Origin of the sequence: Azonexus sp. (assembly GCF_041909095.1) — a bacterium.
GTDB lineage: Bacteria > Pseudomonadota > Gammaproteobacteria > Burkholderiales > Rhodocyclaceae > Azonexus.
On the sequence record NZ_JAYREB010000012.1, the window covers coordinates 56,961 to 83,241 of the forward strand.

General features: G+C 62.7%; 25 protein-coding genes, 4 tRNA genes and 1 pseudogene. 11 read left to right on the plus strand and 19 right to left on the minus strand.

Annotation, left to right across the window (positions count from 1 at the left end; all coding sequences use genetic code 11):
• Window positions 1–90: 90 nt before the first annotated feature.
• The 4 genes from ACE3OV_RS17030 to ACE3OV_RS17045 all read right to left on the minus strand — a co-directional run bounded on the left by ACE3OV_RS17030 (window position 91) and on the right by ACE3OV_RS17045 (window position 5,299).
• Entirely contained in the window at window positions 91–2,553 is a 2,463-nt protein-coding gene (locus tag ACE3OV_RS17030; protein WP_374328688.1) for a phage/plasmid primase, P4 family, read from the minus strand.
• A complete protein-coding gene (locus tag ACE3OV_RS17035) occupies window positions 2,550–2,738 on the minus strand; it encodes a helix-turn-helix transcriptional regulator (protein ID WP_374328689.1) in 189 nt (62 codons plus the stop codon). Before ACE3OV_RS17035 ends, ACE3OV_RS17030 begins: the two co-directional genes overlap by 4 nt.
• 96 nt (window positions 2,739–2,834) lie before the next feature.
• The gene (locus ACE3OV_RS17040) at window positions 2,835–3,467 is read right to left on the minus strand and encodes a hypothetical protein (RefSeq protein ID WP_374328690.1); all 633 of its coding nucleotides are present in this window, start codon (window positions 3,465–3,467) and stop codon (window positions 2,835–2,837) included.
• Window positions 3,468–4,084: 617 nt separating this feature from the next.
• Window positions 4,085–5,299 carry a tyrosine-type recombinase/integrase gene (locus ACE3OV_RS17045; protein ID WP_374328691.1) on the minus strand — a complete coding sequence of 405 codons (1,215 nt, stop codon included), beginning with the start codon at window positions 5,297–5,299 and terminating at the stop codon, window positions 4,085–4,087.
• A gap of 387 nt (window positions 5,300–5,686) precedes the next feature.
• On the opposite strand from ACE3OV_RS17045, the gene ACE3OV_RS17050 reads away from it, so the two are divergent.
• Together ACE3OV_RS17050 and ACE3OV_RS17055 are read left to right on the plus strand one after the other, a co-directional pair.
• Window positions 5,687–6,130: a VF530 family DNA-binding protein gene (locus ACE3OV_RS17050; protein WP_374328692.1), complete on the plus strand. Its 444-nt coding sequence runs from the start codon at window positions 5,687–5,689 to the stop codon at window positions 6,128–6,130.
• A gap of 41 nt (window positions 6,131–6,171) precedes the next feature.
• Complete coding sequence (locus ACE3OV_RS17055; protein WP_374328693.1) at window positions 6,172–6,765, plus strand: HD family hydrolase; 594 nt, start codon at window positions 6,172–6,174, stop codon at window positions 6,763–6,765.
• Between the two features lie 522 nt (window positions 6,766–7,287).
• On the opposite strand, the pseudogene ACE3OV_RS17060 reads toward ACE3OV_RS17055, so the two are convergent.
• Window positions 7,288–7,404, minus strand: a pseudogene (locus ACE3OV_RS17060) (hypothetical protein); the annotation flags it as partial.
• Window positions 7,405–7,891: 487 nt separating this feature from the next.
• On the opposite strand from ACE3OV_RS17060, the gene ACE3OV_RS17065 reads away from it, so the two are divergent.
• Window positions 7,892–9,034, plus strand: a complete 1,143-nt coding sequence (locus tag ACE3OV_RS17065; protein ID WP_374328694.1) for an efflux RND transporter permease subunit — start codon at window positions 7,892–7,894, stop codon at window positions 9,032–9,034.
• Window positions 9,035–9,410: 376 nt separating this feature from the next.
• A complete protein-coding gene (gene fliD, locus ACE3OV_RS17070) occupies window positions 9,411–10,802 on the plus strand; it encodes a flagellar filament capping protein FliD (RefSeq protein ID WP_374328695.1) in 1,392 nt (463 codons plus the stop codon).
• A 121-nt stretch (window positions 10,803–10,923) separates the two neighbouring features.
• Here the strand turns inward: fliD and ACE3OV_RS17075 are convergent, their stop codons facing one another.
• The 6 genes from ACE3OV_RS17075 to gltX all read right to left on the minus strand — a co-directional run bounded on the left by ACE3OV_RS17075 (window position 10,924) and on the right by gltX (window position 13,783).
• Window positions 10,924–11,616 carry a hypothetical protein gene (locus ACE3OV_RS17075; protein ID WP_374328696.1) on the minus strand — a complete coding sequence of 231 codons (693 nt, stop codon included), beginning with the start codon at window positions 11,614–11,616 and terminating at the stop codon, window positions 10,924–10,926.
• Entirely contained in the window at window positions 11,514–11,924 is a 411-nt protein-coding gene (locus ACE3OV_RS17080) for a DUF6538 domain-containing protein (RefSeq protein WP_374328697.1), read from the minus strand. The genes ACE3OV_RS17075 and ACE3OV_RS17080 overlap by 103 nt, the downstream gene beginning before the upstream one ends.
• A gap of 109 nt (window positions 11,925–12,033) precedes the next feature.
• A tRNA-Asp gene (locus ACE3OV_RS17085) sits at window positions 12,034–12,110 on the minus strand.
• Between the two features lie 28 nt (window positions 12,111–12,138).
• Window positions 12,139–12,214, minus strand: a tRNA-Glu gene (locus ACE3OV_RS17090).
• Between the two features lie 34 nt (window positions 12,215–12,248).
• Window positions 12,249–12,324: transfer RNA gene (locus tag ACE3OV_RS17095), tRNA-Ala, on the minus strand.
• Between the two features lie 64 nt (window positions 12,325–12,388).
• On the minus strand, window positions 12,389–13,783 hold the full coding sequence (gene gltX, locus ACE3OV_RS17100) for a glutamate--tRNA ligase (RefSeq protein ID WP_374328698.1): 1,395 nt from the start codon (window positions 13,781–13,783) through the stop codon (window positions 12,389–12,391).
• Between the two features lie 99 nt (window positions 13,784–13,882).
• On the opposite strand from gltX, the gene ACE3OV_RS17105 reads away from it, so the two are divergent.
• The 5 genes from ACE3OV_RS17105 to ACE3OV_RS17125 all read left to right on the plus strand — a co-directional run bounded on the left by ACE3OV_RS17105 (window position 13,883) and on the right by ACE3OV_RS17125 (window position 16,953).
• Window positions 13,883–13,957 (plus strand) — tRNA-Val (locus ACE3OV_RS17105).
• Between the two features lie 143 nt (window positions 13,958–14,100).
• Window positions 14,101–14,640, plus strand: coding sequence for an antibiotic biosynthesis monooxygenase (locus ACE3OV_RS17110; protein ID WP_374328699.1), 540 nt, complete (start codon window positions 14,101–14,103; stop codon window positions 14,638–14,640).
• 171 nt (window positions 14,641–14,811) lie between these two features.
• A complete protein-coding gene (locus tag ACE3OV_RS17115; protein WP_374328700.1) occupies window positions 14,812–15,540 on the plus strand; it encodes a hypothetical protein in 729 nt (242 codons plus the stop codon).
• Between the two features lie 49 nt (window positions 15,541–15,589).
• Complete coding sequence (locus ACE3OV_RS17120) at window positions 15,590–16,180, plus strand: putative metalloprotease CJM1_0395 family protein (protein WP_374328702.1); 591 nt, start codon at window positions 15,590–15,592, stop codon at window positions 16,178–16,180.
• A gap of 20 nt (window positions 16,181–16,200) precedes the next feature.
• On the plus strand, window positions 16,201–16,953 hold the full coding sequence (locus ACE3OV_RS17125) for an NAD-dependent deacetylase (protein WP_374328703.1): 753 nt from the start codon (window positions 16,201–16,203) through the stop codon (window positions 16,951–16,953).
• A 42-nt stretch (window positions 16,954–16,995) separates the two neighbouring features.
• Here the strand turns inward: ACE3OV_RS17125 and ACE3OV_RS17130 are convergent, their stop codons facing one another.
• Window positions 16,996–17,805 (minus strand): inositol monophosphatase family protein, encoded by an 810-nt coding sequence (locus tag ACE3OV_RS17130; protein WP_374328704.1) that lies wholly within the window; start codon window positions 17,803–17,805, stop codon window positions 16,996–16,998.
• An 82-nt stretch (window positions 17,806–17,887) separates the two neighbouring features.
• On the opposite strand from ACE3OV_RS17130, the gene ACE3OV_RS17135 reads away from it, so the two are divergent.
• Window positions 17,888–18,649, plus strand: coding sequence for an RNA methyltransferase (locus ACE3OV_RS17135; protein ID WP_374328705.1), 762 nt, complete (start codon window positions 17,888–17,890; stop codon window positions 18,647–18,649).
• Here the strand turns inward: ACE3OV_RS17135 and ACE3OV_RS17140 are convergent.
• From ACE3OV_RS17140 to mnmH, 3 genes are read right to left on the minus strand one after another with little or no spacing between them, the layout of a single operon-like run.
• Window positions 18,646–19,095: a YaiI/YqxD family protein gene (locus ACE3OV_RS17140; RefSeq protein ID WP_374328716.1), complete on the minus strand. Its 450-nt coding sequence runs from the start codon at window positions 19,093–19,095 to the stop codon at window positions 18,646–18,648. The two genes, ACE3OV_RS17135 and ACE3OV_RS17140, sit on opposite strands and share 4 nt — an antisense overlap.
• A gap of 1 nt (window position 19,096) precedes the next feature.
• Window positions 19,097–19,396, minus strand: coding sequence for a hypothetical protein (locus tag ACE3OV_RS17145; protein ID WP_374328707.1), 300 nt, complete (start codon window positions 19,394–19,396; stop codon window positions 19,097–19,099).
• Window positions 19,393–20,496, minus strand: coding sequence for a tRNA 2-selenouridine(34) synthase MnmH (gene mnmH / locus ACE3OV_RS17150; RefSeq protein ID WP_374328708.1), 1,104 nt, complete (start codon window positions 20,494–20,496; stop codon window positions 19,393–19,395). Before mnmH ends, ACE3OV_RS17145 begins: the two co-directional genes overlap by 4 nt.
• Window positions 20,497–20,556: 60 nt before the next feature.
• On the opposite strand from mnmH, the gene selD reads away from it, so the two are divergent.
• Window positions 20,557–21,612, plus strand: coding sequence for a selenide, water dikinase SelD (gene selD / locus ACE3OV_RS17155; protein WP_374328709.1), 1,056 nt, complete (start codon window positions 20,557–20,559; stop codon window positions 21,610–21,612).
• 18 nt (window positions 21,613–21,630) lie between these two features.
• Here the strand turns inward: selD and asd are convergent, their stop codons facing one another.
• From asd to ACE3OV_RS17175, 4 genes are all read right to left on the minus strand, one after another.
• On the minus strand, window positions 21,631–22,485 hold the full coding sequence (asd, locus tag ACE3OV_RS17160; protein WP_374328710.1) for an archaetidylserine decarboxylase: 855 nt from the start codon (window positions 22,483–22,485) through the stop codon (window positions 21,631–21,633).
• Between the two features lie 84 nt (window positions 22,486–22,569).
• Window positions 22,570–23,421, minus strand: coding sequence for an NAD-dependent deacetylase (locus tag ACE3OV_RS17165; protein WP_374328711.1), 852 nt, complete (start codon window positions 23,419–23,421; stop codon window positions 22,570–22,572).
• Window positions 23,422–23,426: 5 nt separating this feature from the next.
• On the minus strand, window positions 23,427–25,619 hold the full coding sequence (locus ACE3OV_RS17170) for an AAA family ATPase (protein ID WP_374328712.1): 2,193 nt from the start codon (window positions 25,617–25,619) through the stop codon (window positions 23,427–23,429).
• A gap of 67 nt (window positions 25,620–25,686) precedes the next feature.
• Window positions 25,687–26,082, minus strand: a complete 396-nt coding sequence (locus ACE3OV_RS17175; protein WP_374328713.1) for a hypothetical protein — start codon at window positions 26,080–26,082, stop codon at window positions 25,687–25,689.
• Window positions 26,083–26,281: the final 199 nt, after the last annotated feature.

The window sequence follows — 26,281 nt, forward strand, 5'->3', positions numbered from 1 at the left end:
CCTTGGTAGACCCTTTTCCAGCCCTCGCCAAAGAAAGGGGTTTCTATAAGGGACGTACCGGAAAAGGGTCTACCAAGGGTCTACCACGCGTTATTGCCAAGGGTGGTTTGCGGGTGGTTTCAACTTCGCGCCCCGGTAACGGGTAAGCCCTGCGACGGTCATTTTCACCAATGTGTGGACACCTCTCAGCGCCTCTCCGAAACGTGTCTGGCTCTCGGCGTGCTCGCCCCGGTCGAACTTCCACTGTTTGAAGTCGGCGTACAGGCTTCCCGCTGTCGGCAGGTCGCGTCCGGGGCGCGGATCGTCCGGGAGCATTTCCAGGCGTTCGGCCACCCAAGCGTCAATGCTCGATTGGGATTGAAAGTAATCCGCGCTCTCGTCCTCGACCGCCTTGCACCGTGGCAGCTTCCGGCCACCCTCGATCCACAGGCGGTGACCTTCCATCAACCAGTGCAGGACATACCCTCCCTCTTTGCGCAGCGTAGCCGGGAGGTCGGGGTCTTCTCGTCCGGCAAAGCAGGCATTGAACGGGACAATCTTGATCCGGGACTTGACGGCCTCAGTACAGCTTCGCATCTGGGGCCGATGGTTCCCGAAAATCAGATGTTTGTGCGTGCGCTCGAACTCGAAGAAGTTGCCATTCATCCACCGGGCGGCAATGGTCTTGTCGCCGGTCAATTCGTTGATGCGGGCTTCGTTCCAGTGCGCACCGTCCGCAACCTCACTCGACACCGCAAGCCGCACGCCCTTGAGGCTGGCTAGCTCGGTCGGGTGCCCTTCGTGCTTCCGCACCATAAGCGTGGCTGACGGGATTTTCCGGGCGTAGCTGCCCATGACGTCCTGCACAAGGTCGCCTAGCGTGTTCTTGCCGTTGCGCCCGACGCCCCGCCAGAAAAGCATCCAGTGACTCTCCACGGCACCGGAAAGACACGCGCCAAGGGCGACTTGCAAAAAGGTCTGCAAGTCGGGGTCACCTAGCGTCACCTCGTTGAGGAACTGCCGGAAACGCGCCCCACCTTCGGCGGCAGGTGCCACCGATGTGCACATCGTCAGCATGTCGCCGGGGCGGTTCGGCCATCCTTGCATGTTAAGCAGGTCGAAGGTCAGCCCCGGCGTGCAAAGCAGGTAGTTGTTGCGGTCGAAGTCGCTGCCCTGTCGCGCCCATGCCGGGTCGTTCCGCAGAAATGCCACGGTTCCCTGTAGGAACGAGTTGCTGGCTTTCGTCGCGGCCCCTTCCATATTCCGCGCGCGCATTTCCAGCCGGACAATGTGCTCGATCTCCCGTGTCGCATCGGTCGCCCACTTGGAGCCGTCCCACTTCAACCAGCGCCCGCCGGTGTGGTCATACAGCCAGTTGTCCCGGTTTTGGTGAATGACCAATTCGGCCACGCTATCTTGAGTCGGTAATTGCCGGATCAGGCTGGCAAGGTGGTAGTCACCGGGGGGCGCGGTCATCAAACCGGGCGGCGGCGCACGGTCGACCAGCACATCACGGCAACCCGCCACCGCCCCCAGAATCGTCCGGGGCAGGTAGTCTTCCCGATCGTCCCACTTCGACCGAGCAAGGGCGCTCTGCCTCATCAAACGTTCGATCCGTTCGCAGTCGCGCCCTGTCCAGAAAGCCAGATGTTGCGCCAGGGCGGCGTCGGCACTGCTGGCGTTATACGCCCCCGATCCGCTGGCATCCGCCGGATATGTGGCCGCCAGAACGTCTGTCCGCGCTTCCCACAGATCGGCGAAACCCGCCTTGCCGAACAGCGCGGCCTTGCCGGATTGCGACCGCATCGCCCGGCGCAACAGTTCAGCGTCGTCTGTCGGGCCTCGCCACTCAGAGCACGGGCCGTCAGTCCAGTCAGCGCCACGGTCGCCCCCAGCACCGCCGGCACGCGGCGGGAAGTAGGTCGGCACCAGCCACTGCCACACGTCTGGCGGCGGCGTATGACCAGCATCGCCTACGGCCCCCGTGCCGGTCAGGGCGACGAACCGCCCCTCAGTGTAGAGTTCCAGCCCCAGCGCCGTATTCCTACAGCCATGCTCGGGTACGGGGCCACGTCCGAAGATATGCAGCCCGCGCCCCGACGCTGACACCTCGACCGCACACCCGGCCAGCCGTTGCATCAGCGTCAAGGCGAGCGGCGACCACTGGCCGTCGTCTTGCAGGCAGTTGTCGATGTCGAGGAAGAAAAACCGTCCGCCCGGCGGGAATACCTTGGCGACGCCATAGGGCGGGCCGTAGTGCGCGGCCCACTGGCAGGCCAGTTCGGCGGTCATGTGATTACGGGGGTCGTTGGCGTCGGCCACTTCGCCCAGATAGTTGCAGGGTCGCTTGTCGAGCTTGCCGGGCTTGGTGGCGCTCGGCGCTGTCTTGTACAGGCAGAACGTCGGTTCTTCAGCCAGGGCGGCGAGGGGGGCAGGTAGGGTCAGCATCGGGCCGGCGGGCTTGATCGCCTCGGCATTGCCCGTGCTAGAATTCTCTTGCACTGCGTCTCGATGTAACACCCCTGCGCCCCCGCCCTGCCCGGCCGGGGCGCTTCCTTTTGTCGGATCGCTCATTTGGCACCGCCCATCTGCGCATCGCGCCAAGCGGTCAGTTCGGCGGCATCCCACACAACACACCGCGTCGATAGGCGGCGGGGTTTCGGGAAGTCGTGGCGCTCTTTAAGCCAGCGCCACAGGGTCGCCCGGCTTATGTCGAGATGCTGGGCAGCGTGTTTCGGGCGTAGTGATTGGTTCTGCATGATGCCTCCTTGAAGTCTTACGACGACACATGTCGTCGTGTTGGGAGGCATTTGAGCGAGCAACTAGGACACAACCGGGTTATGTCCGACTTGCCGTTATTTGGGGTTCACAATCTGGCCGATTCTTTTCCGCGAAAGACTAAATTTGTCAGCGGTCTGTTTGATCGCGTCATAGTGGCCCGCTTTGACTAGTCCGGCGTGGAAGGCACGTATCCGGGTATTTCTGTCCGGGTTGTAGTCGTCAGCGTTGCCGGGTTTGTCTTTTCGGCGGTTGCTTTTCTCCACGCTTACTTCGCCCAATACGTCGAACAGCAGGGCCAGTCGCCCGAATCGGTAGGCCAATGCTGGATCGGCAGACTTCCCGTATGCCTCAAGGTGCAGGGCCGTCTCCAGCAGTCGGGCGGCCGGTTCCAGTTGCAAAGGGTCGGTCGGCTCCAGGTACTGCTTACGCAGTTTTTCCTCGGTGGGGGTTTTCACGCGGTTGATCGGCAGGAGGTTCAGAACGTAATCGCGCACCATTGAACCGCCCGGCACTTGTGCCAGCAGGTCATCCACGGGGACGCGGTGGGCTTTCAGAACGGCAATTGCCCGGTCTTTGTATCGGGTCAGCGTGCCGGCGGTAAGGTAGTCGTCAGCGTTGATTCGTTCGAGCCAGACGGTCATTCCGTCCGCGTCGATTTCCTCAACCTGTCGCCGGGCATGGCTTCGACCTACTTGATGCGTGGTCATCTTCGTGCGCTCCTTCGTTGCGCTCCTTCAATTTGGAGCCGCCCCCAGCGGGTGAAGGTTTCCCGCGTTCGTCTGGCCGGACTAGGGGGCGGCGTGCTCGGTTCAGGCAGGCAATACGGGCGGTTCGGCCTTGGAAGTGATCCGGTGAAAGATATGAAGGGTGCGAGGTTTCGTATCTGGGGTGACGTTGTATTCGAAATGGAACACCTTAGCCACTGAGCAGGAATCAGCCGGATACGCCATTTGCGTGCTTCGCGGTGCCGGGTCGGGTTCTATGATTTGGGAGTAATGAGTGTCCCGTGGGTCGGGGTCGCTAAGCACCGTTACTTCTCGGGGTTGAAATTCAGGCCCCGGATTTATAGTGTGAACGATGTGGGTGACCTGACTCTCAGAGGTGAGGTGGACGATGTGCTTCACGTGAATAACCTGAGGCGCTGGATCGGGTTTTATGACGTGCTTGATTCCCTCCTCCCGTGTCCCTGGGTCTGGATTAACGACAATCGTGGTCTGTTTCGGTGGCTGCATGGCGATGTCTCCAAAAGTCTGCGACAAACCCCATGTTGTCGCATGAAGTCGCATGTTCTACGCAACCATGCCGTGTGTATATAGCCATAAACTCAGGTCGCCAGCCCGTCGCAGTAGTCCGCCCAATCCTGCATCATCGCCCGGCGTTTCTCGAACAGATCGCCCCGACGATAGGCCGCTTCCACCCTGTCGCCGATGGTGTGGGCCAGCGCCATTTCCGCCGCGTCTCGCGGGTAGGCCGTCGTCTCTGCGCACCAATCCCTGAACGTTGATCGGAAACCGTGCTGTGTGATCGCGTCACCACGATCATCTGCCCACACGACGGCCTTCTCATTCTGGCGGCGGATGAACGCCGTTAAGGTCATGTCGGATAGGGGCTTGCCGGGCCTCATGCCCGGAAACACGTAGGCGGACGGCTCCACGTCTGCCGGCTTCATCCGGGCCAGCAGCGCCAGTGCCTGCCGTGATAGCGGGATGCGATGCTCGACACGGGCCTTCATACGCTCGCCGGGGATCGTCCACGTGCCGGCCTCGAAGTCGATTTCCTGCCAGCGTGCCTCCCGGACTTCCCCCGACCGCGATGCGCACAATATGGCGAGTTCCAGCGCACGGCTACCTGTCGCGTCGCTCAAGCGTAGCGCCTTCATGAACTCGGCAATCTGCGTGTAAGGCAGGGCCGGGTGGTGCCGGACGCGGATAGCCTTCTTCGGCAGCATCGGCAGGCGGCGACGCAGGCGGGGTGCCCAGCTATCCGCGTCGTCGTCTTTGCGCCATCCCTTATCGTGGGCGAAGGCCAGCACGGCGACGATGCGGGTCAGCACGCGGGTGGCTGTCTCGGACTTCTCCAGCCAGACCGGACGCAAGGCGGCTTCGGCGTGGTCGATGGTCACGTCGCCCACCGGCAGGGTGGCGAACTTGGCGCAGTAGGTCGCCAAGGTGCTACGCCACTGCTCAACGTGCTTGGGGTTGCTCCAGCCGTCAGCACGCCCGTCGACGTAAGCCGTCGCGGCATCGGCGAATGTGGTTACGCGGGCCGGCGCTTCAGCCTCCTTGACCTCCAGCGGGTCGATGCCCTGCTTGACCAGTTTCCGGGCCTCTGCGACCTTCTCGCGGGCCTGCGCAAGTGTGACCACAGAGCACGCCCCCAAGCCCATCATGCGGCGCTTTCCGCCCCCAATCTGATAGCGGTATTGCCAGGACGCACTGCCGGCCGGGGTGATCTTCAGGTATAGCCCATCGGCATCGGCGGTGGCACCGGGGGCGGCCTTGCGAATGAGGGATTCAACCTGCTTGACGGTCAGTGACATGGTGGTGACTCCGGTTCTTGTGTCACCATCAGTGTAACCATTCGGCAGCGAGATTGATAGATACAACGTGAGACTAACAGACTTCGATTTTTGGCCTGAATGGCGCTAATTCACTGATTTATAGCCATAAATTACCGGATTTCTGTTGTCTCATGAAGTCCGAAATTGTCGCAGTTATACGGACGCCCTCTCCGCCAGCAATTCTGCAGCAATCAAATCAAGCCCTTGGATTCCAAGGGCTTTTTTGTTGCTGCGTTGCGTTTGAGCAAAACAGGCTGTTGGTCAGATGATCGCGTCGCGCTACTGTAACGACCTTGTTTCCCTTGAAAACGCCATCCCCGCTAATCCAGGCCCATGACTGCTGACATCGATTACAAGAACAACCCCTTGCATGGCGTCAGCCTGAAGCAACTGCTGACGGAAATCGTCGAACACTACGGCTTCGAGATCCTGTACGCCTACTTGAACATCAACTGCTTCAGTACCAAGCCGAGCATCGACTCCAGCGTCAAGTTCCTCAAGAAGACGGACTGGGCTCGGGAAAAGGTCGAGGCCTTCTACCTGTATCAATTCAAGGGGCTACCGCGCGCCTCGGCCGAGCAGTTTGAACTGCCGCCGCGGGATCGCATCGTTCCGCCGGAGCAACAGCCTGGCCCGCCTGCCGAATTGAGCCTGGAGGATGCCGAGCGCTTGCGGGAAAAACGTGCCCGGAAGGCGGCAGCGCACGACCGCGATGCCGGCCAGCGCAAAGGCCCGAGACAGCGGCCGGCAAATCCTTCGGGCGCGTCGGAGAAGGACAGTTCGGACCCCTGGGCAAAGTGGAGAAAGTAAGCCGGCTTGCCCGGCAAGGTCTCTAGAAAGAGGGAGGCAACGTGACGACTTCCGATCTGCAACGGCAACTGGATTTCCTCAGGGAAATCGATCGACTCAAGAGCATCGTGCGACTGTCGCCGTTGATCGACCGCTCGCGCCGTGAAAACAGCGCCGAGCATTCCTGGCATCTCGCGCTGTACGCGCTGGTGCTCGCCGAACACGCTGCCGGTAGCGTCGACGTGCTGCGCGTCGTCAAGATGTTGCTGATCCACGACATCGTCGAGATCGATGCGGGCGACGTGCCTTTTCACCTGCCGGCGGCGCATGCCGGTCAGGCCGAGCGCGAACGTCTTGCCGCCGAACGTATCTTCGGCCTGCTACCGGAAGCCCAGGCAAGCGAGTTTCACGACTTGTGGCGGGAGTTCGAGGCGGCGGTCAGCGACGACGCCAGATTCGCCAAGGCTCTCGATCGTTTCCAGCCGATGCTGCACAACGCGGCGACCGCCGGCGGCACCTGGGTCGAGTGCGGCGTGACGCTCGAACAGATCATGACGCGTTGCCGTCCGCCGATCGAGGGTGGAGCGCCTGCGCTGTGGGAAGCCGCCGCCCGGATGGCCGAGGAACACTATTGCAGTCGTCCGGACGACGCTTGAGTTGACTGCCGGGGCGAGCGGAGACTGCTTCGTCGACGAGGCCGCCTGCGCTCAGGCGCCGCTGCGGGCAACCCGGATGCGTCGCCAGGTCGCCTGATTGCCCGGAAAATGAGCAGCGCCGTATTTGTCTTTCGGGTCAGTGGTTTGGCTCATTTCTCCCAGTCTTATCCACGGACTTGCCAAGGCTTTCTGGGGATTGTGCAACAGTCCGGAAGTCGGCCTTCAGGACGCTCGTCTCCGTTCGATCAAGCAACTGCCTGGTGTTCCAGTGCTTTGCCGCTCGGGGCTTTCCTGCAGCGACCTTGCGCCGGGCCTGTTAGAGTTATGGCGCATTGGGGCAAATCGGGCGCATATCCACCATGGCTTTTTCGCAGCTTTATCTCTACGACCACTACGGCTATGCCTTTCTCGCGGTGGTCGGCACCTTCGCAATGGTGTGGGGCATTTACTGGCTGATGGCGTCTTCGCGATGGGCCGCCCGGATTCGTGGCCTGCACGGCGTCGCGCCGCCGTTCATCAACATCATTGGGGTTTTGTTTGGCCTGACCCTGGCCTTCCTTGCCAACGACACCTGGAATGCGCATGATCGGGCAACGACCGCCGTGTACCGTGAAGCGGACAGCTTGCGCAGTATTCTGACGATGGCGAGAAATATCGATTCGCCGATCATGCAGCAGTTGAACCGGCAACTGATCGATTACGGCGAGGCTATCGTCGCCGAGTGGCCACAACTGGCTCGGCGCGGGGTCAGCAGTGATGCGGCGGCGCAAGCTGATGCACTGCTCGTCCTGTTGGTCAGGCCGGAAATTGCCCAGGCGGCAGGCGGCAATGGGCAAATGCTGATGCTGCAAAAGGCTGCCGATCTGCGTAACGACCGCGACTTGCGGATCAGCCTCAGCCAGACCCACATCAATCCGCTCAAGTGGCTGGGCATGGCTTTCCTCGGTTTGCTGACGCTGCTCTCCGTGGCTGTCGTGCATGCCGAAAATGCCAAGGCGGCGCTCGTGGCAACCCTGCTTTTTGCCCTGGCCGCAGCGCCCACGGCAGCGATTGTCCTGGTGCAGGGCAACCCCTTTCTGGAACCCTCGATCGTCTCGCCGGCACCCATACGCCACGCCATCAGCGCGTGACGCAGATCGTGTTCGGCCCGCCGTCGCCTTTCCCGGTGGCTTTCCGTGTCATGGGGCCGGAACCGGACAAGTTGCGTGAGATCGCAGCAGAGGTGCGGAGCGTGATGCAGGCCTCGGCGCAGATGCGCACGGTCAATACCGCCTGGGGCGAGCGCGTGCCGACGCTGCATTTCTCGCTCGACCAGGACCGTCTGCAGAGCCTCGGCCTGACTTCCAGCGACGTGGCCCAGCAACTGCAGTTCCTGCTCAGTGGCACCCCGATTACCGAGGTGCGCCAGGACATCCGTTCGGTGCAGCTCACCGCCCGCTCGGCTGGCGACACGCGGCTTGATCCGGCGAGGATTGGCGATTTCACCCTGGTCGGCGCGGCGGGTCAGAAGCTTCCGCTGTCCCAGATAGGTAAGGTGGAGGTGCGTATGGAAGACCCGATCCTGCGCCGCCGCGACCGTACGCCTACCATCACCGTGCGCGGCGACATCGCCGAGGGCTTGCAGCCGCCGGACGTGTCCAACGCCGTGTGGACGGCGTTGCAGCCGATCATCGGCAAGCTGCCGGCCGGCTTCCGGATCGAAATGGCCGGCGCCATCGAGGAGTCGGGAAAGGCCAATCGCGCCCTGGCGCCGGTTTTCCCGATCATGATCGCGCTGACCTTGATCACCATCATTTTCCAGGTCCGCTCGATCGCCGCGATGACCATGGTGTTCGCCACCGCGCCGCTCGGCCTGATCGGCGTCGTGCCGACCCTGCTGCTGTTCGGCCAGCCGTTCGGCATCAACGCGCTGGTCGGACTGATCGCGCTGTCCGGCATCCTGATGCGCAACACGCTGATCCTGATCGGCCAGATCCGCGACAACGAGCAGGATGGTCTGGCGCCTTTCGATGCCGTGGTCGAGGCCACCGTGCAGCGCGCCCGGCCGGTCATCCTGACCGCGCTGGCCGCCATGCTGGCCTTCATCCCGCTGACCCAATCGGTGTTCTGGGGCACGCTGGCCTATACCCTGATCGGCGGCACCTTCGCCGGAACCGCGCTGACCCTGATGTTCCTGCCGGCCATGTACGCGATCTGGTTCCGGATCCGGCCCGCGGCAGGCGGCGAGCAAACCGACCTGGCGTTGCAGGCGGAATCCGTCGCCAGCTAAAGGAAATCATCGGCGCGCCGGTTCGCCAAGGGCGTGCCGGCGCGCTCCCGCGGCGCTACGCCGCTGGGCACCTGGCGGTCACGCCGGATCGGGAGAAGGCGCCTTCGGTCGAGATACTCACGTCGATCGGCTAGGTGATCAGCTGGCTGAGTCGCTGCAGCTTTTCATCGACGGTGTCGCAGCTTAGCTGGCGCAGCGGACACGATCGGCGCCCTGCCTGCCGGGATCGTCGAGACCTTGCCGGCGCTGCTGAAGCGACCGTGGTGATTGGCGGCAGGGCCGGCTGGCCCGGCGCAGCGATGTGCTATAAAGAATGTAGAAATCGCTGACGGCAGGCATTCGCGAGGCCGTTCGACGTCATGTCCAGGTGGATAAAATGAACGTCTCCTCGATTTATGGGTACAACCCCACGCTCAGTTTGATCAACGCGCTCTATCCGACATCGTCGGTCAGTTCGTTGTCCGGCGTTTCCGGCACGTCCGGGATCAGCAGTCTGCTTTCCCTAGGGGGCGTACAGACCAGTATTTCCAGCGTGGGGAAATTGCTGAACGGCGTCGAAACGCTTGAGTCGGCTGCGCAATCCTTGTCTGCTCTGGGAGCATTTGATGCCCGGACGGTCACTTCGTCGAACGCCAAGGTGGCTACAGCTTCGGTCGGCGACGGAACGGCCACCGGTACCTACGCCGTCGAGGTCAGGCAACTGGCGCAGGCACAGAGCTTGAGCAGTGCGCCGCAGACCAGCTCCCTGACGCCAATCGGCAACGGGGCTGCGACCCTGGCCTTCCAGTTTGCCAGCGGCGAGAGCCGTCAGGTCGCGCTCGACAGCGCCAGTAACACGCTGGCGGGGATGGCTTCGGCGATCAATTCCGCCGACATCGGGCTGCGGGCGCAAGTCGTCTCGTCGTCGGCCGGCTACCAGTTGAGTGTCACCGGCCAGTCCGGGGCGGCCAATGCCTTCACCATCGGCGTCAGCGGCAATGCCGGCGTGGCTGGTCTGCTGGCTTATCCGGCGCAGGGCAGCAGTGGGGTGACGCTGACCAGCCAGGCGAAAAATGCCGAAGGATTGCTCAACGGGACGGCTTTCACCGCCAGTAGCAACACGGTAGGTACGGCTAGCCCGGGGCTGACGCTGAATCTCGCGGCGACCGGGAAAACCGCATTGAGCGTGGCCCCCGATAGCGCCATGACGACAACCGTGAATTCCTTTGTCGACGCATATAACGCGGTTCAGACGACGCTGACCCGGCTCGGCTCGGAAAATACCAGCCTCGGTTTGAGCGTCTCCTATCTGCGGTCCCAATTGTCGAACGCGCTCGGGGACAGCACGAGCCTCGCCCGGGTCGGCATCACCAGCAACGCCAACGGCACGCTATCCCTCAATACCACGGCCTTCAGCGCTGCCTTGACTGCCTCGCCGGCCAGCGTGGCAGGTGTGCTCAGCAGCCCCGCTACGGGGCTGGCCCAGCGCGTCACCTCGCTGACTCACGGGGCGCTGTCGACGTCGCGTCTGCTCCAGTTTGCGGTCCCGAGCTTCAATTCATCGAATCTGCTCGGTACGAGCGGCCAAAGCTGGAAATACTCCTATCTCAGTCAGCTTGGCGTTCTCGATACCAGCAGTTCTTCGAGTCTGTCCTCGCTTTTCCTCAATGAAATGCTCGGTTCGACCACCTCAAGCTCGGCGAATGGGGCGACGAGCAACCAGTTTCTTCAATCACTGGTCGCCCAACAGGGCTACAACGCGAGTCTGCTGAGCGCGAGCTTCGGCTGAGCCCGGAGGGTCTTGGCGATGAAGTTCCGGGGGAGGCGGGTTTTCTGCACGCGGGTCGAGAACTAGCTGCGCACGTCCTTGCTCAGGCCGATGCTGTACATTGAGTTGTAGAGCGCGTTGTTCAGTGCGATGCCACCGTTGAGTAGCATTGGCTATTGAATGACCGCTGATCTGCAGATTCCCGACGTGTTTCGCGCAGAAGCCCAAGGACTGCTTTGGCCGAGCAGGTCGTATTCAGCACTTGCCATGAACGGCCGCAGCTATCAGTCGATCCGCCCAGAGGCTGACGTAGTTCAACAGGCCCGCCTTGATCTGTTCTGGATGGATGGGGACGTCCCGATTGGCGCCGCGATCGGTATTCGAGGCCAGAACGTGGATGTAGTGATTGCCCTTGGCGTCGCTTCGGAACTGCGAGCGGGTCAGGGTGGCGATTTCCTCGAGTCGCATGCCGGGTCAGGTGGGCGATCGCCGGCACCCAGACACAGGCTTCACCGGCGCCGCCTTCGGGGCGCTCGCCCGGAGTGTAGATCGGGCTGCTGAAGATGGTTTTCAGGTCGCTGTCGCTGAAGGATAGGCGCTTCTTGTCGGCGTTGCCGCGCTTGGCCCGTTTCACCGTGATGTCGCCAAACGGGTTTTCCGGCAGTTGGCTTGCCAGGCGCGCGGTATTTCGCCCGGCGTTGAACAAGATGCCGATGAAACCGAGCTTGTTGGCTATCGTACCGGGGGAGAGGGCTTTGATGTCCCGCAGGAAGTCGCGGAACGCCAGGGCATCTTCACGTGTCGTCTCGGGTGGTGGTAGGCGATTTTTCGCCAAGCCTCCGCAGAGAAATTCGGGTTGTAACCCCGGCCGATCAGGAAGATTCTGGAACTTTCGAGCAGCGAGTTGCGAATCAGGTTGCCGAACTGGGTTTCGAGTTCTGGCGTGACTTCGGTCAGGGGAACTGGTCGGGCACGGCGAATCCCCTCGGAGGAGAAGGGATCGACGGCGGCTTTTTTGCAGAGGTTGACGGCTGCGGGGTAATTCCGACCCCGAGGCTTCTTGATTTCCCGCTTGCCGATGCGCGCACGCAGCTCTTGAGGAATGCTCTGGCGGAAATGGTAGATATGGTTCCTGAGGGTCATTTAGGGTGCATGTACAGTCTCTTCTGACTGAACTTTGTACCCTGTCTTTGTACCCTTGATTCGCCGTAGTGACTGATTGGTTAATACAATCAGTCACTTGGGAATAAATTGGCGGAGTGGACGGGGCTCGAACCCGCGACCCCCGGCGTGACAGGCCGGTATTCTAACCAACTGAACTACCACTCCGCACTGAACCTGTGCTACTGCAAATTCTTGGCGTCCCCACGGGGATTCGAACCCCGGTTACCGCCGTGAAAGGGCGGTGTCCTAGGCCTCTAGACGATGGGGACCCGGACTTTCTTTACTGCATTCTTTCGAGCTCTTTGGTGGAGGTAAGCGGGATCGAACCGCTGACCTCTTGCATGCCATGCAAGCGCTCTCCCAGCTGAGCTATACCCCCCTGCTCGAAAGAAGGCCGCATTATAGGGATCGACTTTCCCCTTGTAAAGGGCCTTCGCGAGATTTTAGAGATATTTTTTCAGGGCGGCGGCAACGCGTTCGCGACCGGCCAGTTCGATCACCGCATCGACCGACGGGGTTTGCGTCTGACCAACCAGCAGGGCGCGCAGCGGCATCGCCAGTTTCGGCATCTTGAGCCCGTGCTTGGTGATGGTTTCCTTGATCAGCGCGGCGATGGCCGGGATTTCCCAGGCCACGTCGGCGATGCCGGCCGCGAAGTCGGCCAGTGCCGGGCGCGTTTCGTCGGTGAGATGCTGGGCCAGCAGTTCCGCCGACGGGGTGACCGGGGTATAGAAGACTTCCACGGCATCGGCCAGGACGTTCAGCGTGTTGCAGCGATCGACGTAGAGCGCCGCCGCCTTTTCCAGGCAGGGGCCGCTGTCGGTATCGACGCCGCGCGCCGCCAGCCGTGGCTTGACGCGGGCCGCCAGTGCGGCCGCCGGCAACTGCTTCATGTAATGCTGGTTCAGCCAGAGCAGCTTTTCGGTGTTGAATTGGGCCGCCGAGGCGGTGATGTGGTCGAGGTCGAACCATTCGACGAACTGCTGGCGCGAGAACACCTCGTCGTCGCCGTGCGACCAGCCGAGGCGGGCGAGGTAATTGATGACCGCTTCCGGCAGGTAGCCGTCGTCGTCGTACTGCATCACCGATACCGCGCCGTGGCGCTTCGAGAGCTTGGCGCCGTCGTCGCCGAGGATCATCGACAGGTGGGCGTAGGTCGGCACCTCGCCACCCAGGGCCTTGAGGATGTTGATCTGGCGCGGCGTGTTGTTGACGTGGTCGTCACCGCGAATGACGTGGGTGATGCCCATGTCCCAGTCGTCGACGACGACGCAGAAGTTGTAGGTCGGTGTGCCGTCGGCGCGGGCGATGACCAGGTCGTCAAGTTCGCTGTTGGCGAATTCGACCCGGCCCTTGACCGCATCGTCCCAGGCGACGACGCCGTCCTTCGGATTGCGGAAGCGGATCGCCGGCGACACGCCGGCCGGCGGTTGCGGCAGCGTCTTGCCGTCTTCCGGACGCCAGCGCCCGTCGTAACGCGGCTTTTCCTTGCGGGCTTCCTGTTCGGCGCGCAGCGCATCGAGTTCTTCGCGCGTCGTATAGCAGTGATAGGCGGTACCGGCCGCCAGCATCTGCTGGAGCACTTCCTTGTAGCGGTCCATGCGCTGCATCTGGTAGAACGGGCCTTCGTCGTGCCCCAGGTCGAGCCAGGCCATGCCGTCGAGGATGGCCTGCACGGCTTCCGGCGTCGAACGGGCGACATCGGTGTCCTCGATGCGCAAGATGAAAGTGCCGCCGTGGCGGCGGGCATAGGCCCACGAGAAGAGGGCGGTGCGGGCGCCACCGATGTGCAGGTAACCGGTGGGGCTGGGGGCGAAACGGGTGCGGACAGGCTTCATGGGAATCGGTTCGATCTGTGTGAAACAAAGTTCGCTATTTTAGCCGAGCGAGGTTTGACCCGCTTCGCGACTTATGGTTAAATTCGCGCCTTCCTCGATGGGCGGTTAGCTCAGTGGTAGAGCACTGCCTTCACACGGCAGGGGTCACTGGTTCGAACCCAGTACCGCCCACCATCGGAAAAATCTTGAAACCCGCTCGGCGCAAGCCCCGGCGGGTTTTTTGTTGGCCTTTTCCGGGGCGCATCCGGAAAAACCGCTGGCCATTTATTGAATGCGCTCTATAAAATCTCGATATTAATTATTTTGTCGAGATTGTCATGGGCGGCGAAGCGGTGTTCCGAGTGGTTCGACGGCGGGCCAAAGAGGGATGTTCCGAGGCTTACGAGGCGCTGGTCGGGGCGATGTTTGCCGATGCGCGGCATTTCCCGGGTTACGTTTCGGCCGAGTTGATTCCACCAGCCGCAGCGGGTGGCGAGTACCAGATCATCCAGCGCTTCGCGCAGCAGGCGGACCTGGAGCGCTGGCAGGCGTCGCCGGTACGTGCCGAATGGATGGCGCGGCTGGCGACGGTGGCCGAGGGCGAGCCGGAGTACCGGATGCTGCACGGCCTTGATGCCTGGTTCGGGCCGACGCTGGTGCCGGCGCAGCGCATGCCGCGGCGCTGGAAGATGACCTTGCTCAGCTGGTGCGGCATTTTCCCGACGGTGGCGTTGCTGCTCGCTTTCGTCGCACCGCTGCTGGGCGGCCTGCCTTTCCTGCTGCGCACGGCGGTGGTGACGGCGCTGGTCGCCGTCACCATGTCCTACCTCGTCATGCCGCGCCTGACCCGGCTGGCGGCGGACTGGCTGCGCCGCTGAAGCCCTTACATCAACTAGCGGCCGCTAGCCGGGTGGTCAGTTCAGCGGCGCGGCGAGGATTCCTGCCAGCGCATTTCACTGCCGGCGGCGCGACTATAATGTCTTGCATCCGTGGGCCTGTCCGCCGCCTTGCCGGACCCGCCGCCCAACGCCACCGATACGGAGCGACCGATGCTGCGCGAACCTCGCCTCTGCCTGCTGCTTTCCCTCCTGCTCGTCAGTCCGCTGGCTGTCGCCCAGGCCTATAAATGCCGCACGCCCGACGGCCGCACGGTGTTCTACGAACGCCCCTGCGAAGGCGCCGAGCGCACATTGAAGGCGGTGCCCGGCGAAGCGATCAGCGAGGAGCGCCAGGCCGAGGCACGCGCGGCGCACCAGCGGCGTCAGCTCGAACTGCAGCGCCTCGAGGAAGAAGCCGCGGCCGCCAAGCCGCCACCGCCGGCGGCAACGGCGGACGGGGCGAGCCCGGCGCAGCGCAAGGAGTGCGCCGATCTGGCCCGCAATGCCCGCCTGACGGCAGCGCAACAGGCGGCGCTCGGGGAAATCTGCGCCCGGCCACCGCGCGATGCCGGCGGCTTCGCCAACTGCCGCCAGCAGATTCTCGACACCATTGACGCCGACCGCAATGCGCTGATTGCCTCGACCTGCACCGGCGATCCCGAAGCGGGGCAGCGCGTGCTGGCAGCAGCCAGGCCGGCGGAGCAACATGCGCTGCGGCCGCTGATCGCCTCGCCACAGCTTCATCGTCCGCCGCAGAACCCGCGCGACTGCAGCAAGGGGGGCTGCGGCGAGCCAGCGGGCAAGCCCGCTGGCAAGCCCGCCGGGCCACCGACGGTCAATTTCGGCACTGGCGGGGGCAAGAACTGCCGCATGCAGGGCAACCAGATTCTCTGCAACTGAAGCAAAACTTTGGTTTTTGCCCGGGGCTGGCCTATCATGAAAACAACTGGTGTTATTCCATCGTATTGATTTCATGATGATTTCCGGGGTCTCTTCCGCTGTTTCGAGTTATCCGGCCTACGGCGAACGCCCCGGCCGGGAAGAGACGCGGGCGATCGGCAAGGCGCGGGCCGACGAAGCGGTCGGCCAGTTGAGCGCGGAAGAACTGGCCTTGGTCGATGAGTTGAAGCAGACCGACCGCAAGGTCCGCCAGCACGAGATGGCGCACATGGCGGCCGGCGGCGGGATGATCACCTCGGGCGCCAGCTACACCTATGAGCGCGGGCCGGACGGCCAGAGCTACGCGGTCGCCGGCGAGGTTGGTATCGATACTTCGCCGGGCAAGACGCCACAGGAAACTATCGAGCGGGCGCGGCGCATCCGTGCCGCGGCAATGGCGCCGGCCGATCCGTCCGGGCAGGACCGGGCGGTGGCGGCGCAGGCCGCGCAGATGGAACAGCAGGCGCGGGCAGAGCTGGCGCAGCAGCAGCTTTCCGGCGGCGAAGGCGATGGGCAGGACAGCCAGCGGCAGCGCCTGCAGGCGGCCTACGGCGATCCGTCATCGACAGATAAGGGGCCGCGGCTCGATACTTACGCCTGAATCGCTTTCAGGAGTAGTCAATGATCGAAGCCATCGCCGCCCAACTGGCGCGCGCGCGGCGCGTCCTGTTCATCACCGGCGCCGGTATTTCCGCCGATTCGGGCCTGCCCACCTATCGCGGCACCGGCGGCCTCTACGACGGTCGCCACACCGAGGAAGGCATCTCGATCGAGCGCGCGCTGTCCGGGCCGATGTTCCGCAGCCATCCGGAAATTACCTGGAAATACCTGGCGCAGATCGAGGAAACCTGTCGCGGCGCGCAGCCGAACGCGGCGCACGCCGCCATCGTCTACCTCGAACGCCGTCTGCCCTACGTGCTGACGCTGACCCAGAACGTCGACGGGTTGCACCGGGCGGCGGGCAGCGAGGAAGTGATCGAGATCCATGGCGGCCTGCACGAACTGTATTGCCCGCGCTGCGGTTTCGCCGAGACGATCGAGACGCTGGCCGGTCGCCAGTTGCCGCCGCCCTGTCCGGATTGCGGGGCGATCCTGCGTCCGGCGGTGGTGCTGTTCGACGAGGCGCTGCCGGTGGATGCGCTGGAACGGCTCGATGCGGCGCTCGACGAGGGCTTCGACATGGTGTTCACCATCGGCACCTCGGCGACCTTTCCCTACATCGTGCAGCCGGTGGTGATGGCGCTGCAGGACGGCGTGCCGACCGTCGAGATCAACCCGGTGCGCACGCCCTTGAGCGAGCACGTCGATTTCTACCTGCCGCTGGGCGCCGCGGCGGCGATGTCGGCGATCATCGAGGCCTTCGAGCGGACATGAAAAAAGCGCCCGGCGGGCGCTTTCTGTGGGGGCAATGGCGACTCAGCCGCGCACCGATTCCGGCAGCTTTTCCTCGATCAGCTTGAGCAGCGGCAGGAAAACCTTCGGCGTGCCGGCGACGATGTTGCCGGTTTCCAGGTAGTTGGCTTCGCCGCGCAGATCGCTGACCAGGCCGCCGGCTTCGGAAATCAGCAGGGCGCCGGCCGCCATGTCCCACGGCGCGAGGCCGAATTCCCAGAAGCCGTCGTAACGGCCGCAGGCGACGTAGGCGAGGTCGAGCGAGGCGGCGCCGGGGCGGCGCTGGCCGGCGGTCTTCTGCGCCAGTTCCTTGAAGATGGACAGGTAGAGGTCGATCTTGTCGAATTCGCGGTAGGGGAAGCCGGTGCCGATCAGCGCTTCGCCGAGGCGGATGCGCTTGGAGACGCGGATGCGGCGGTCGTTGAGGAAGGCGCCGCCGCCCTTGGAGGCGGTGAACAGTTCGTTGCGGTTGGGGTCGAAGACGACCGCGTGTTCCAGCACGTTGCCGCGCGCCAGGGCGATCGAGATCGCGTATTGCGGCAGGCCGTGGATGAAGTTGGTGGTGCCGTCGAGCGGATCGATGATCCACTGGTATTCGCTGTCGCCCGACTTCGCCGGGGAGACGCCGGACTCCTCTGCTAGAATCCCGTACGCCGGATAGGCATCCACCAGGGTTTCGATGATCGCGGCTTCGGCGGCCTTGTCGACTTCGGTGACGAAATCGTTCGGTTGCTTGCTGGCAACCTTGAGCGAATCGAGGTCGTTGGAAGCGCGGTTGATGATCTGGCCGGCGCGACGCGCGGCCTTGACGGCGATATTAATGGCTGGATGCATGGCTTTGAAAGAGCGATCGGATGGTCCACGGCATTGCTCGCAGCCATCTGATTCAAATTTAGGGAAACGTGGATTTTACACCATGAAACCGGAACTTCTGCTGTCACGCATTCGTATCGTGCTTTGTCGTCCCAGCCACCCGGGCAACATCGGCGCCGCGGCACGGGCGATGAAGACGATGGGCCTGTCCGACCTGCGTCTGGTGACGCCGAAACAGTTTCCCGACCCGGAAGCCGACACCCGCGCCACCGGCGCCGTCGACCTGCTCGAACGGGCCAAGGTCACCGAGACCCTGGCCGACGCCCTGCAGGGCACCGTGCTGGCGGTGGCGCTGTCGGCGCGCCGGCGCGATCTCGGGCCGCCGGTCGGCACGCCGCGCGCAACCGTCGCCCGCCTGCTTGCCGCCGCGGCCGACGGCGAGGTCGCCCTGGTCTTCGGTAACGAGACCTCCGGCCTGGCCAACGAGGAAGTCCTGCAATGCCAGGCGGCGGTGACCATTCCGACCAACCCGGAATTCAGTTCGCTGAATCTAGGCGCAGCCGTCCAGCTACTCTGCTACGAATGCCGCATGGCGGCCTTCGCCGGCGCCGCGCCGCTCGCCGGCGACGGGGCAACGCCCTTCGCCTCGCCGCCGGCGACGCACGACGAGGTCGAAGGCTTCTACGGCCACCTGGAAGCGGTGATGACCGCCACCGGCTTCTTCAACCCGCAACAACCGGGCCGCCTGCTGCCCAAGCTGCGCCGCCTGTTCGGCCGCGCCGGGCTGGAGAAGGACGAAGTCAACATCCTGCGCGGCATCCTGTCGGCGACGCAGAAACCGACCGGGCACGGGCGCAAGGATTAACCCGGAATCTTCGCCAGAAAGCGGTCGAGCTGGTTGGCGAAAGCCTGCCGGTCGGCCTGGCTGAAGGCGGCCGGGCCGCCGGTATCGACGCCGGCGGCGCGCAGGCCTTCCATGAAGTCGCGCATGTTCAGGCGTTCGCGGATGGTGGCCGGGGTCAGCAGTTCGCCGCGCGGGTCGATCACCGTCGCGCCGCGTTCGATGACCTGCGCGGCAAGCGGGATGTCGGCGGTGATGACGAGGTCGCCGGCGCTTACCTGGCTGACGATGTGCGCGTCGGCGACGTCGAAACCATGGGCGACCTGGATGGCGCGGATGAATTTCGACGGCGGCGTGCGCAGCATCTGGTTGGCGACCAGCGTGGTGCGGATCTGCCGCCGCTCGGCGGCGCGGAAAATGATTTCCTTGATCACGCCGGGGCATGCGTCGGCATCGACCCAGATCTGGATTTCAGCCATGGAAGGCCCACCAGGCCGCGAGCGCGAAGCAGGCGATCATCAGGTAGCCGGCGATGCCGCCAAAGAGCATCTGGCGGTCGCCCTTTCGGCCGAGCGGCAGCATCTCGGTGACCGGCACGCGGCGGCCGTAGCGCGCCTGCCCGGCTTCGCCGACGCGCAGCGAGAAGAGCGCGGCGCCGATGCCGAGCGCGATGAAGAGCGGCACCGGCGTCGTCGTCCAGGCGATCCAGCCGAGGACGGTGAACAGGATGGCGAGGCTGATGCCGCGCATGGCGAGCTGGACGGGTTTCATGCGGTGACGGTCTCCGGTTCGTGGGCGGCGAGGAGCTGGGCGGAGAGACTGTCGATGGCTGTGGCGTCGAGGCGGGCGGCGGGCAGTGGCTGGTGCGTCGCGGCGCCGTAATCGCGGGCCCGGGCGCGGGCGTAGAGCGGGTCGTAGTGATGTTCGAGCAGCGAGTCGGTGAGGCCGGCGAAATCGCCGTCGTCGATCTGCTGGTGCCAGCCGGCGATGCGGGCGTGGCCGAGCAGCGGGCGCAGGGTGTCGAGGTTGGCCTTGAGCGCCGCGCCGTCGGCGGTGAAATAGTCGTAGTCGCTGAGCAGGTAGGCAACGCGTGTCGGTCGGTCGGCGACGATGTCGCAGCAGGGGCCGGCCTGCATCGCCGCGAACAGCGCGGCGGGCAGGCGCAGGGAACCGATCTTGCGCGATTCCGCCTCGATGAACAGCGGCCGGGTCGGATCGAAACGGCGCAGCGTGTCCCAGATCTGCGTCTCGAACCATTTCTGCGCCGGCTGCGCTTGTCCGGGCAGGCGGCCGAGTACCGATCCCTTGTGGCAGGCCAGGCCTTCGAGGTCGAGCGTCTGCGCGCCGCGTTCCGCCAGTGCCCGCAGCACGCGTGTCTTGGCCGAGCCGGTCGGGCCGTCGAGAACGACGTAGCGGAAGCGGCCGGGCAGCGTTTCCAGGTCGTCGAGCACCTGCTGGCGGAAACGCTTGTAGCCGCCTTCAAGCTGGCAGGCGTCCCAGCCGATCGAGCGGAAGACGGTGGCCATCGCGCCCGAGCGCATGCCGCCGCGCCAGCAGACGATCAGCGGCCGCCAGCCCTTGTCGCGGTCGAGGAAGTTTTCCTGCAGGTGGCGGGCGATGTTGGCCGAGACATAGGCGGCACCGAGCTTCTTGGCGGCGAACGGTGACACCTGCTTGTACAGGGTGCCGATCTCGGCGCGCTGCGCATTGTCGAGTACCGGGCAGGAAATCGCGCCGGGAATGTGGTCGTCGGCGAACTCGGCCGGCGAGCGGGTGTCGATGATGGTATCGAAGCCGGCGATCTCGTCCAGCGTGGCGATTCCCTTGCGGGGGCGTTGATATTCCTGGCCGGCGGTGGGCGCCTGCGACATCTTCCGTTATCCTTCGCGGCGTTCAAAAAAACGGCATTTTAACCAGCCTCGGTGCGGAATATGGAAAACTCAGACAATACCCCGGCCCTGCGCCTGACCAGCTTTGCCCACGGCGGCGGTTGCGGCTGCAAGATTTCGCCGGCCATCCTCAACCAGATATTGACTCACGTCGGCCCCGGCGTGATTCCGCCGCAACTGCTGGTCGGCATCGAATCGTCCGACGACGCGGCGGTTTACCAGTTGAACGAGCGGCAGGCGATCGTCGCCACCACCGACTTCTTCACCCCTATCGTCGACGACCCCTACGACTTCGGCCGCATCGCCGCCACCAACGCGCTGTCCGACGTCTATGCCATGGGCGGTACGCCGATCCTGGCGCTGGCGCTGGTCGGCATGCCACTCGACAAGCTGCCGCTCGAGGTCATCGGCCGCATCATCGAAGGCGGCGCCAGCGTCTGCCGCGAAGCCGGCATTCCGGTGGCCGGCGGCCATTCGATCGACGTCGTCGAACCGATCTACGGCCTGGTCGCGCTCGGCATCGTCGATCCGGCCAAGGTGCGCAAGAACGCCGCGGCGCAGGCCGGCGACGTGCTGGTGCTGGGCAAGCCGCTCGGCATCGGCGTCCTCTCGGCGGCGCTCAAGCAGGGCAAGCTTTCGGCCGACGGCTACGCCGAGATGCTGCGCTGGACGACGCTGCTCAACACGCCGGGACCGGCGCTGGCGGAAATCGACGGCGTGCACGCGTTGACCGATGTCACCGGCTTCGGGCTGGCCGGCCACCTGCTGGAAATCTGCCGCGGCTCCGGGCTCGGCGCCGCAGTGAACTTCGCCGATTTGCCGCTGCTCGCCAGCGCCGTCGCCTTCGCCCGCGACGGGATCGCCACCGGCGCGTCGACGCGCAACTGGCAGAGCTACGGCAGCGAAGTGACGTTGCCGGCCGATTTCCCGCTCTGGCAGCAGAAGTTGCTGACCGATCCGCAGACCTCCGGCGGCCTGCTGGTCAGTTGCGCGGCGGACGCGGTCGATGCCGTGCTCGCCTGTTTCCGGGAAAAGGGTTTCGCCGCAGCGACGGTGATCGGCAGGATGCTCGAGGGCAGCGGCCTGCGCGTCGGCTGAGCGCCGCGCGGGCGTCGCTTAGGGCGTCAGCGCGCTGGCCATCGCTTCGCCCATGCGCACCGGACGGGTCGGCGCCCAGTCCGGGTTGAAGGCGAGGCGGCCCTTGGGGAAGAGCAGGACGACCGTCGAGCCGAGCAGGAAACGGCCCATTTCCTGGCCCCGGTCAAGGCGGACCAGGGTCTCGCCGTCGTAGCGCCATTCGCGCACGACGCCGGGGCGCGGCGGATTGACCGTGCCGTGCCAGACCGTCGCCATGCTGCCGACGATGGTGGCGCCGACCAGCACCAGCGCGAACGGGCCGGCGGCGCTATCGAAGATGCAGACGACGCGCTCGTTGCGCGCGAACAGCCCGGGCACGCCGCGCGCCGTCGTCGGATTGACCGAGAACAGTGCGCCCGGCACGTGGATCATCCGGCTCAGGCGGCCGGCGCAGGGCATGTGGATGCGGTGGTAATCGCGCGGGCTGAGGTAAAGCGTCGCGAAGCTGCCGTTCTCGAACTGCGCCGCCAGCTCGCGGTCGCCGCCGAGCAGCGCGGTGGTCGAATAACTGTGGCCCTTGGCCTGGAAAATCTGGTCGCGCTCGATGGCGCCGAACTGGCTGATCGCGCCGTCGACCGGGCACAGGAAATCGGCTTCGGCGAGCGGCCGGGCGCCGTCTTTCAGCGGCCGGGTGAAGAATTCGTTGAAGCTCTTGTAGGCGGCCGGATCGGGATTGGCCGCCTCGTCCATGTTCACACCGTAACGCTTGATGAACCAGCGGATGACGCTGGTCGTCATGGCCCCCGCTTCCTTTGCTGCCAGCGCGCCAGCCAGGCGAGTCAGCGCCTGTTTCGGCAGCAGGTATTGAGGCAGGACGGCAAGGCGGTCGGACACAGGCGGATTCCGTAGGGGAGGGGCGCCGATTATAACGGCGACAGGCGATTTTCGAACAAAAGGCCGGGAAAGCACTCGAGTTTGTCATTCGTCGATTGCTGCGGGGAGAAAGCCCGTCCGGGTGAGATGCCGGGCAATCTCGACCAGCGCTTCCCTGGCCCCCATGGCCAGGCCAACGCCAAGTCTTCTATCTATCGCGGCATGACGAGGATTGATCCTGATCACCCTGCGCTTGAACGACGAACTGATCGCGCGAATCGACGGAAGATCAACGCCCGCGCCAATCTCGATGACTACCGGGTTGCTGCATTTCGTCAGCCAGGTGTCCCACCGTCGTTGCTGCCGGTCGGTGCGCGCGCTGTCCCAGGCCAAGTCATTGAACATCAGGATGTTCGGTCGGGCGATACCGCCGCATTGCGGGCAGGTCGGCAGTTTCTCGCCGGACCACCGGCAGTTGGCATCATCGGTTGCCACGGCCAGCGAATCCGCCGACCAGATGCTGGACGAGCAGGGCTGGGTGCATTGCAGGTGATGAATTGAACCGTGGATTTCCAGAATGTGGTCGGCGGAAAATCCGGCCTTCTGGAACTGGCCGTCAACATTGCTGGAGACCACGAAGCAGCCGTGTTCAAGGCGTTCGCCGATCTGTTTCAGAATCCTGAAACCCTCGTGCGGGATGCTTGCCCGGTACAGTTTCAGGCGATGTCCGTAAAAACCCCAGGCGAGAAGCGGATCACAGACGAAGGTCTCTCCGTTTGCAATTGCGGCGAAATCCATGCCCGCTTGGCCGAGGGCGGGATAGGCTTGCCAGAAACCCTCATTGCCACGGAAATCCGGCAAGCCGGAATCCACGCCCATGCCGGCACCTGCCGCGATCACCAGGCTGTCGGCTGTACTGATCCACTGGCTGATCAAATCCAGGTCATTGGGGGTCATCGCTGTCACCGGACAAAGCCCATTGCCGAACTCCCCGACTTGAGACGGCTTTCCCGCGCCAATCCCTGCAGCATTTGCTCAGCCTGCGCTGGTTGTTCGTGAAAGCGCAATTGCCGCACAACCGTTGCAAAATCTCCGGGGGTGAGGCGCTCCAGCTTGCCTGCGGCGATGCTTGCGGGGATGGCGTCACGTTCCTTGCCGCCCAGGCGGACGAATTCCTGCAAGAACATTCTTTCGGTTTGCTCCGGTCGGAGATAGTCGAGTTTGATCTTGAAATTGAAGCGACGGAGGCAGGCCTGATCGAGATTTTCCATGAGATTGGTGGTGCAGATGAACAGGCCTTCGTAGGCTTCCATCTGGGTCAGCAGTTCATTGACCTGCGTCACTTCCCATTGTGCGCCGGCCCCGCGGCGATCCTGCAAAAAGCTGTCGGCCTCGTCAAGCAGCAAGACTGCCTCCTGTGCCTGGGCCTCGTCGAACATGGCGGCGAAATTCTGTTCGGTTTCCCCAACCCATTTGCTCATCAAATCCGAGGCGCGCTTCAACAGCAGTGGTTTGCCCAGGGTATCCGCAATGTGGCGGGCGAGCTCGCTTTTGCCCGTACCCGGTGGGCCGTAGAAGCAGATGCTGCCAAGCTTGATGCGGGATAGGCCGGAAATCAGCTGCGGAATGTCATGGTCGGCGTTTACGAAAGACGCGTCGTATCGGGTTGCCGCCGCGTTTTTTTGGCGCCTTCCGGTTTGGCCGAGCAGTTGCATGCTTTGTTTCAATGTCTGCATGGCGATGCGCTTCTTCTCTTCGCGACTGCTTCCCGAGAGCATGGCGACTTTTGCGGCGCTTTGATACTGGGCGGGACTAACCTCGTCAATTGACGCAATCTCTTTCAACCATTCCTCATCCCGGGATATTTTTCCCAGATGACGCCGAGCCATCCCCAGCCGGACCTTCTGTGAGGGCGGGGAAAACCGAAGGGAATAGTCAAAGCGCCGCAGGTAAGCGGGGTCAATATCGGCATTGTTGGTGATCCAGATGCTCGGTATGGGGTTGTTTTCCATGACGCGATTGACCCATGCCTTGCCTTTGTCGTCAGATACATCAATCCCCATTAATCTGAGCAGCGGTGTGCCAGTGGAAAATACATCCTCGATTTCGTCAAACATCAACAGGCTGTTGCTGGATCCGGCCAAAAGGTTTTGACAGACGTTGAAAGCTTTCAAACGATCATCGCCTTCAAGAATATCGTTGTCGACGCCTTTGTAATTAACTTCAAACAAATTTAAATTGATGGCCTGGGCAATGGCTTTGGTCAGTTCCGTTTTCCCCGTGCCGGAGGAGCCATAAAATAAAATGTTCACGCCACGGACTCGAGCCTTGGCGGAAGACTGGATGAGATGCATGATTGTTTTGACATCCTGATCAAGATGCGCGAAATCCTCAAGGGAGAGTTCATGATCGGTGATTTTTTTCATGAAATTTGAGTATAGATGGCTTTCGCTTCTTATGGGTAAATCAAGGATTGACGAAAGGCCGGGCATCAATTTGAATTTGCTGTAAAGATCGCAATTGAAGTTTTCGACAGTCAGCAAACCAATCGTCGCGAGTTTCCCTTCAGGGTCAAGCGCCGCGTGCACTTCGCGCTCGCCATACCCAGTAAGTGATCCGGCAAATCGGGCAAAATTTCGTCGGCTGAAGTTGGGATTCCACTCATCAAGGGTTTCACAAAATACCTGATATTTTTCCATGATTACGGCGAAAAATAACAGGCTGCACTCAGCGCCGTTAAGGTTGAAAGATTTTTTCAGCCAACCAATATTTTTGGCGATTGGAGAGTTTTCAGGAAATGGGTGGCGGTTCCATTCCTCCAGTTTTTCCTGCAGCATTTTTTTTATATTTCTGGCATTCAGCTCTTCCGGGATTGGTTCTATTTTTTTAAGATAAAAGATGGTAATGGCGTTATCCAACGGTGGCTTGAAGTTCGTGCACTTCGAGAATTCGCTGCTTTCATCCAGAATTTCTGACAGCTTGCTTCGGTTGTTATATTTATAGAGGCCGAACTTTAGTGTTGCATGCAGGACCCAGGCGGCAATCAATGGGCGATAAGGGCCATATTTCCATTGTGTCCGAAATTCGCCATCGCCTTCTTGCGGGCGACGAAGAAACTGGTTTGAATTTTCGTTATTCTTTTGGCTCGGTTTCATGATTTTTCTCAAGGTTGTTTTCTCAATGAAATTTCACCCGGTGCTGTGAATTTTTCTGCTTGGGCGGTCAATTCACAATCAGGCTGACCTGCAGTCGATCGCCGATTTCATCATCGGGGCCCGCGCTGAAAACGAGAGTGCAGGGCGTGGGACTGATAAATGCGGCCTGTATCCGATCCATGACCTCGGCAACTTCACGCATTGACAGCGAAGTGTGATGGCCTCGAATGTCGACACTGATTGAATGCGGGCTAATCCGCTCAGGGACTGGCAAGCCGGGATGGGAAATGGCCTCTTCTACCGCCCGCACTGCGCGCTCTGCCCCAGATGCTTCTCCCCAGCCGAATTGCGAAACAAGACCGCCTGTATTCAGGATGAAGACGCTTCGGATTTCCTCGAAATCGATATCGGCCAATTTGGGGCGAAACAGGCAGCCGCAGACATGCCAGAGATAATGTCGCAATGCGGTTCGCCGTTCATTGATTACATACTCTACGGATTTGTTGTACAGACCGGAGCTCGGTTCATGGAGTGGTATTAACCCGGCAATCCAATAGGTTCATTACGCAGCATATTGGATTTTCTGGTGCTTGAAATATGACATAACCCGTTCCGGTCGATTCTGTATTTTCATCATTGCGCCACGCACCTTCGATTCCAAT

What these genes read in the sequence shown, in the direction of transcription:
- ACE3OV_RS17125 (WP_374328703.1), top strand. Translation starts at nt 16,201, where the DNA reads ATGATCGAAGCCATCGCCGCCCAACTGGCGCGCGCGCGGCGCGTCCTG.
- ACE3OV_RS17165 (WP_374328711.1), bottom strand. Translation starts at nt 23,421, where the DNA reads ATGACCCCCAATGACCTGGATTTGATCAGCCAGTGGATCAGTACAGCC.
- ACE3OV_RS17045 (WP_374328691.1), bottom strand. Translation starts at nt 5,299, where the DNA reads ATGTCACTGACCGTCAAGCAGGTTGAATCCCTCATTCGCAAGGCCGCC.
- ACE3OV_RS17040 (WP_374328690.1), bottom strand. Translation starts at nt 3,467, where the DNA reads ATGACCACGCATCAAGTAGGTCGAAGCCATGCCCGGCGACAGGTTGAG.
- ACE3OV_RS17145 (WP_374328707.1), bottom strand. Translation starts at nt 19,396, where the DNA reads ATGAAACCCGTCCAGCTCGCCATGCGCGGCATCAGCCTCGCCATCCTG.
- ACE3OV_RS17035 (WP_374328689.1), bottom strand. Translation starts at nt 2,738, where the DNA reads ATGCAGAACCAATCACTACGCCCGAAACACGCTGCCCAGCATCTCGAC.
- selD (WP_374328709.1), top strand. Translation starts at nt 20,557, where the DNA reads ATGGAAAACTCAGACAATACCCCGGCCCTGCGCCTGACCAGCTTTGCC.
- fliD (WP_374328695.1), top strand. Translation starts at nt 9,411, where the DNA reads ATGAACGTCTCCTCGATTTATGGGTACAACCCCACGCTCAGTTTGATC.
- ACE3OV_RS17170 (WP_374328712.1), bottom strand. Translation starts at nt 25,619, where the DNA reads ATGAAACCGAGCCAAAAGAATAACGAAAATTCAAACCAGTTTCTTCGT.
- ACE3OV_RS17080 (WP_374328697.1), bottom strand. Translation starts at nt 11,924, where the DNA reads ATGACCCTCAGGAACCATATCTACCATTTCCGCCAGAGCATTCCTCAA.
- ACE3OV_RS17130 (WP_374328704.1), bottom strand. Translation starts at nt 17,805, where the DNA reads ATGCATCCAGCCATTAATATCGCCGTCAAGGCCGCGCGTCGCGCCGGC.
- mnmH (WP_374328708.1), bottom strand. Translation starts at nt 20,496, where the DNA reads ATGTCGCAGGCGCCCACCGCCGGCCAGGAATATCAACGCCCCCGCAAG.
- gltX (WP_374328698.1), bottom strand. Translation starts at nt 13,783, where the DNA reads ATGAAGCCTGTCCGCACCCGTTTCGCCCCCAGCCCCACCGGTTACCTG.
- ACE3OV_RS17115 (WP_374328700.1), top strand. Translation starts at nt 14,812, where the DNA reads ATGCTGCGCGAACCTCGCCTCTGCCTGCTGCTTTCCCTCCTGCTCGTC.
- ACE3OV_RS17135 (WP_374328705.1), top strand. Translation starts at nt 17,888, where the DNA reads ATGAAACCGGAACTTCTGCTGTCACGCATTCGTATCGTGCTTTGTCGT.
- ACE3OV_RS17110 (WP_374328699.1), top strand. Translation starts at nt 14,101, where the DNA reads ATGGGCGGCGAAGCGGTGTTCCGAGTGGTTCGACGGCGGGCCAAAGAG.
- ACE3OV_RS17030 (WP_374328688.1), bottom strand. Translation starts at nt 2,553, where the DNA reads ATGAGCGATCCGACAAAAGGAAGCGCCCCGGCCGGGCAGGGCGGGGGC.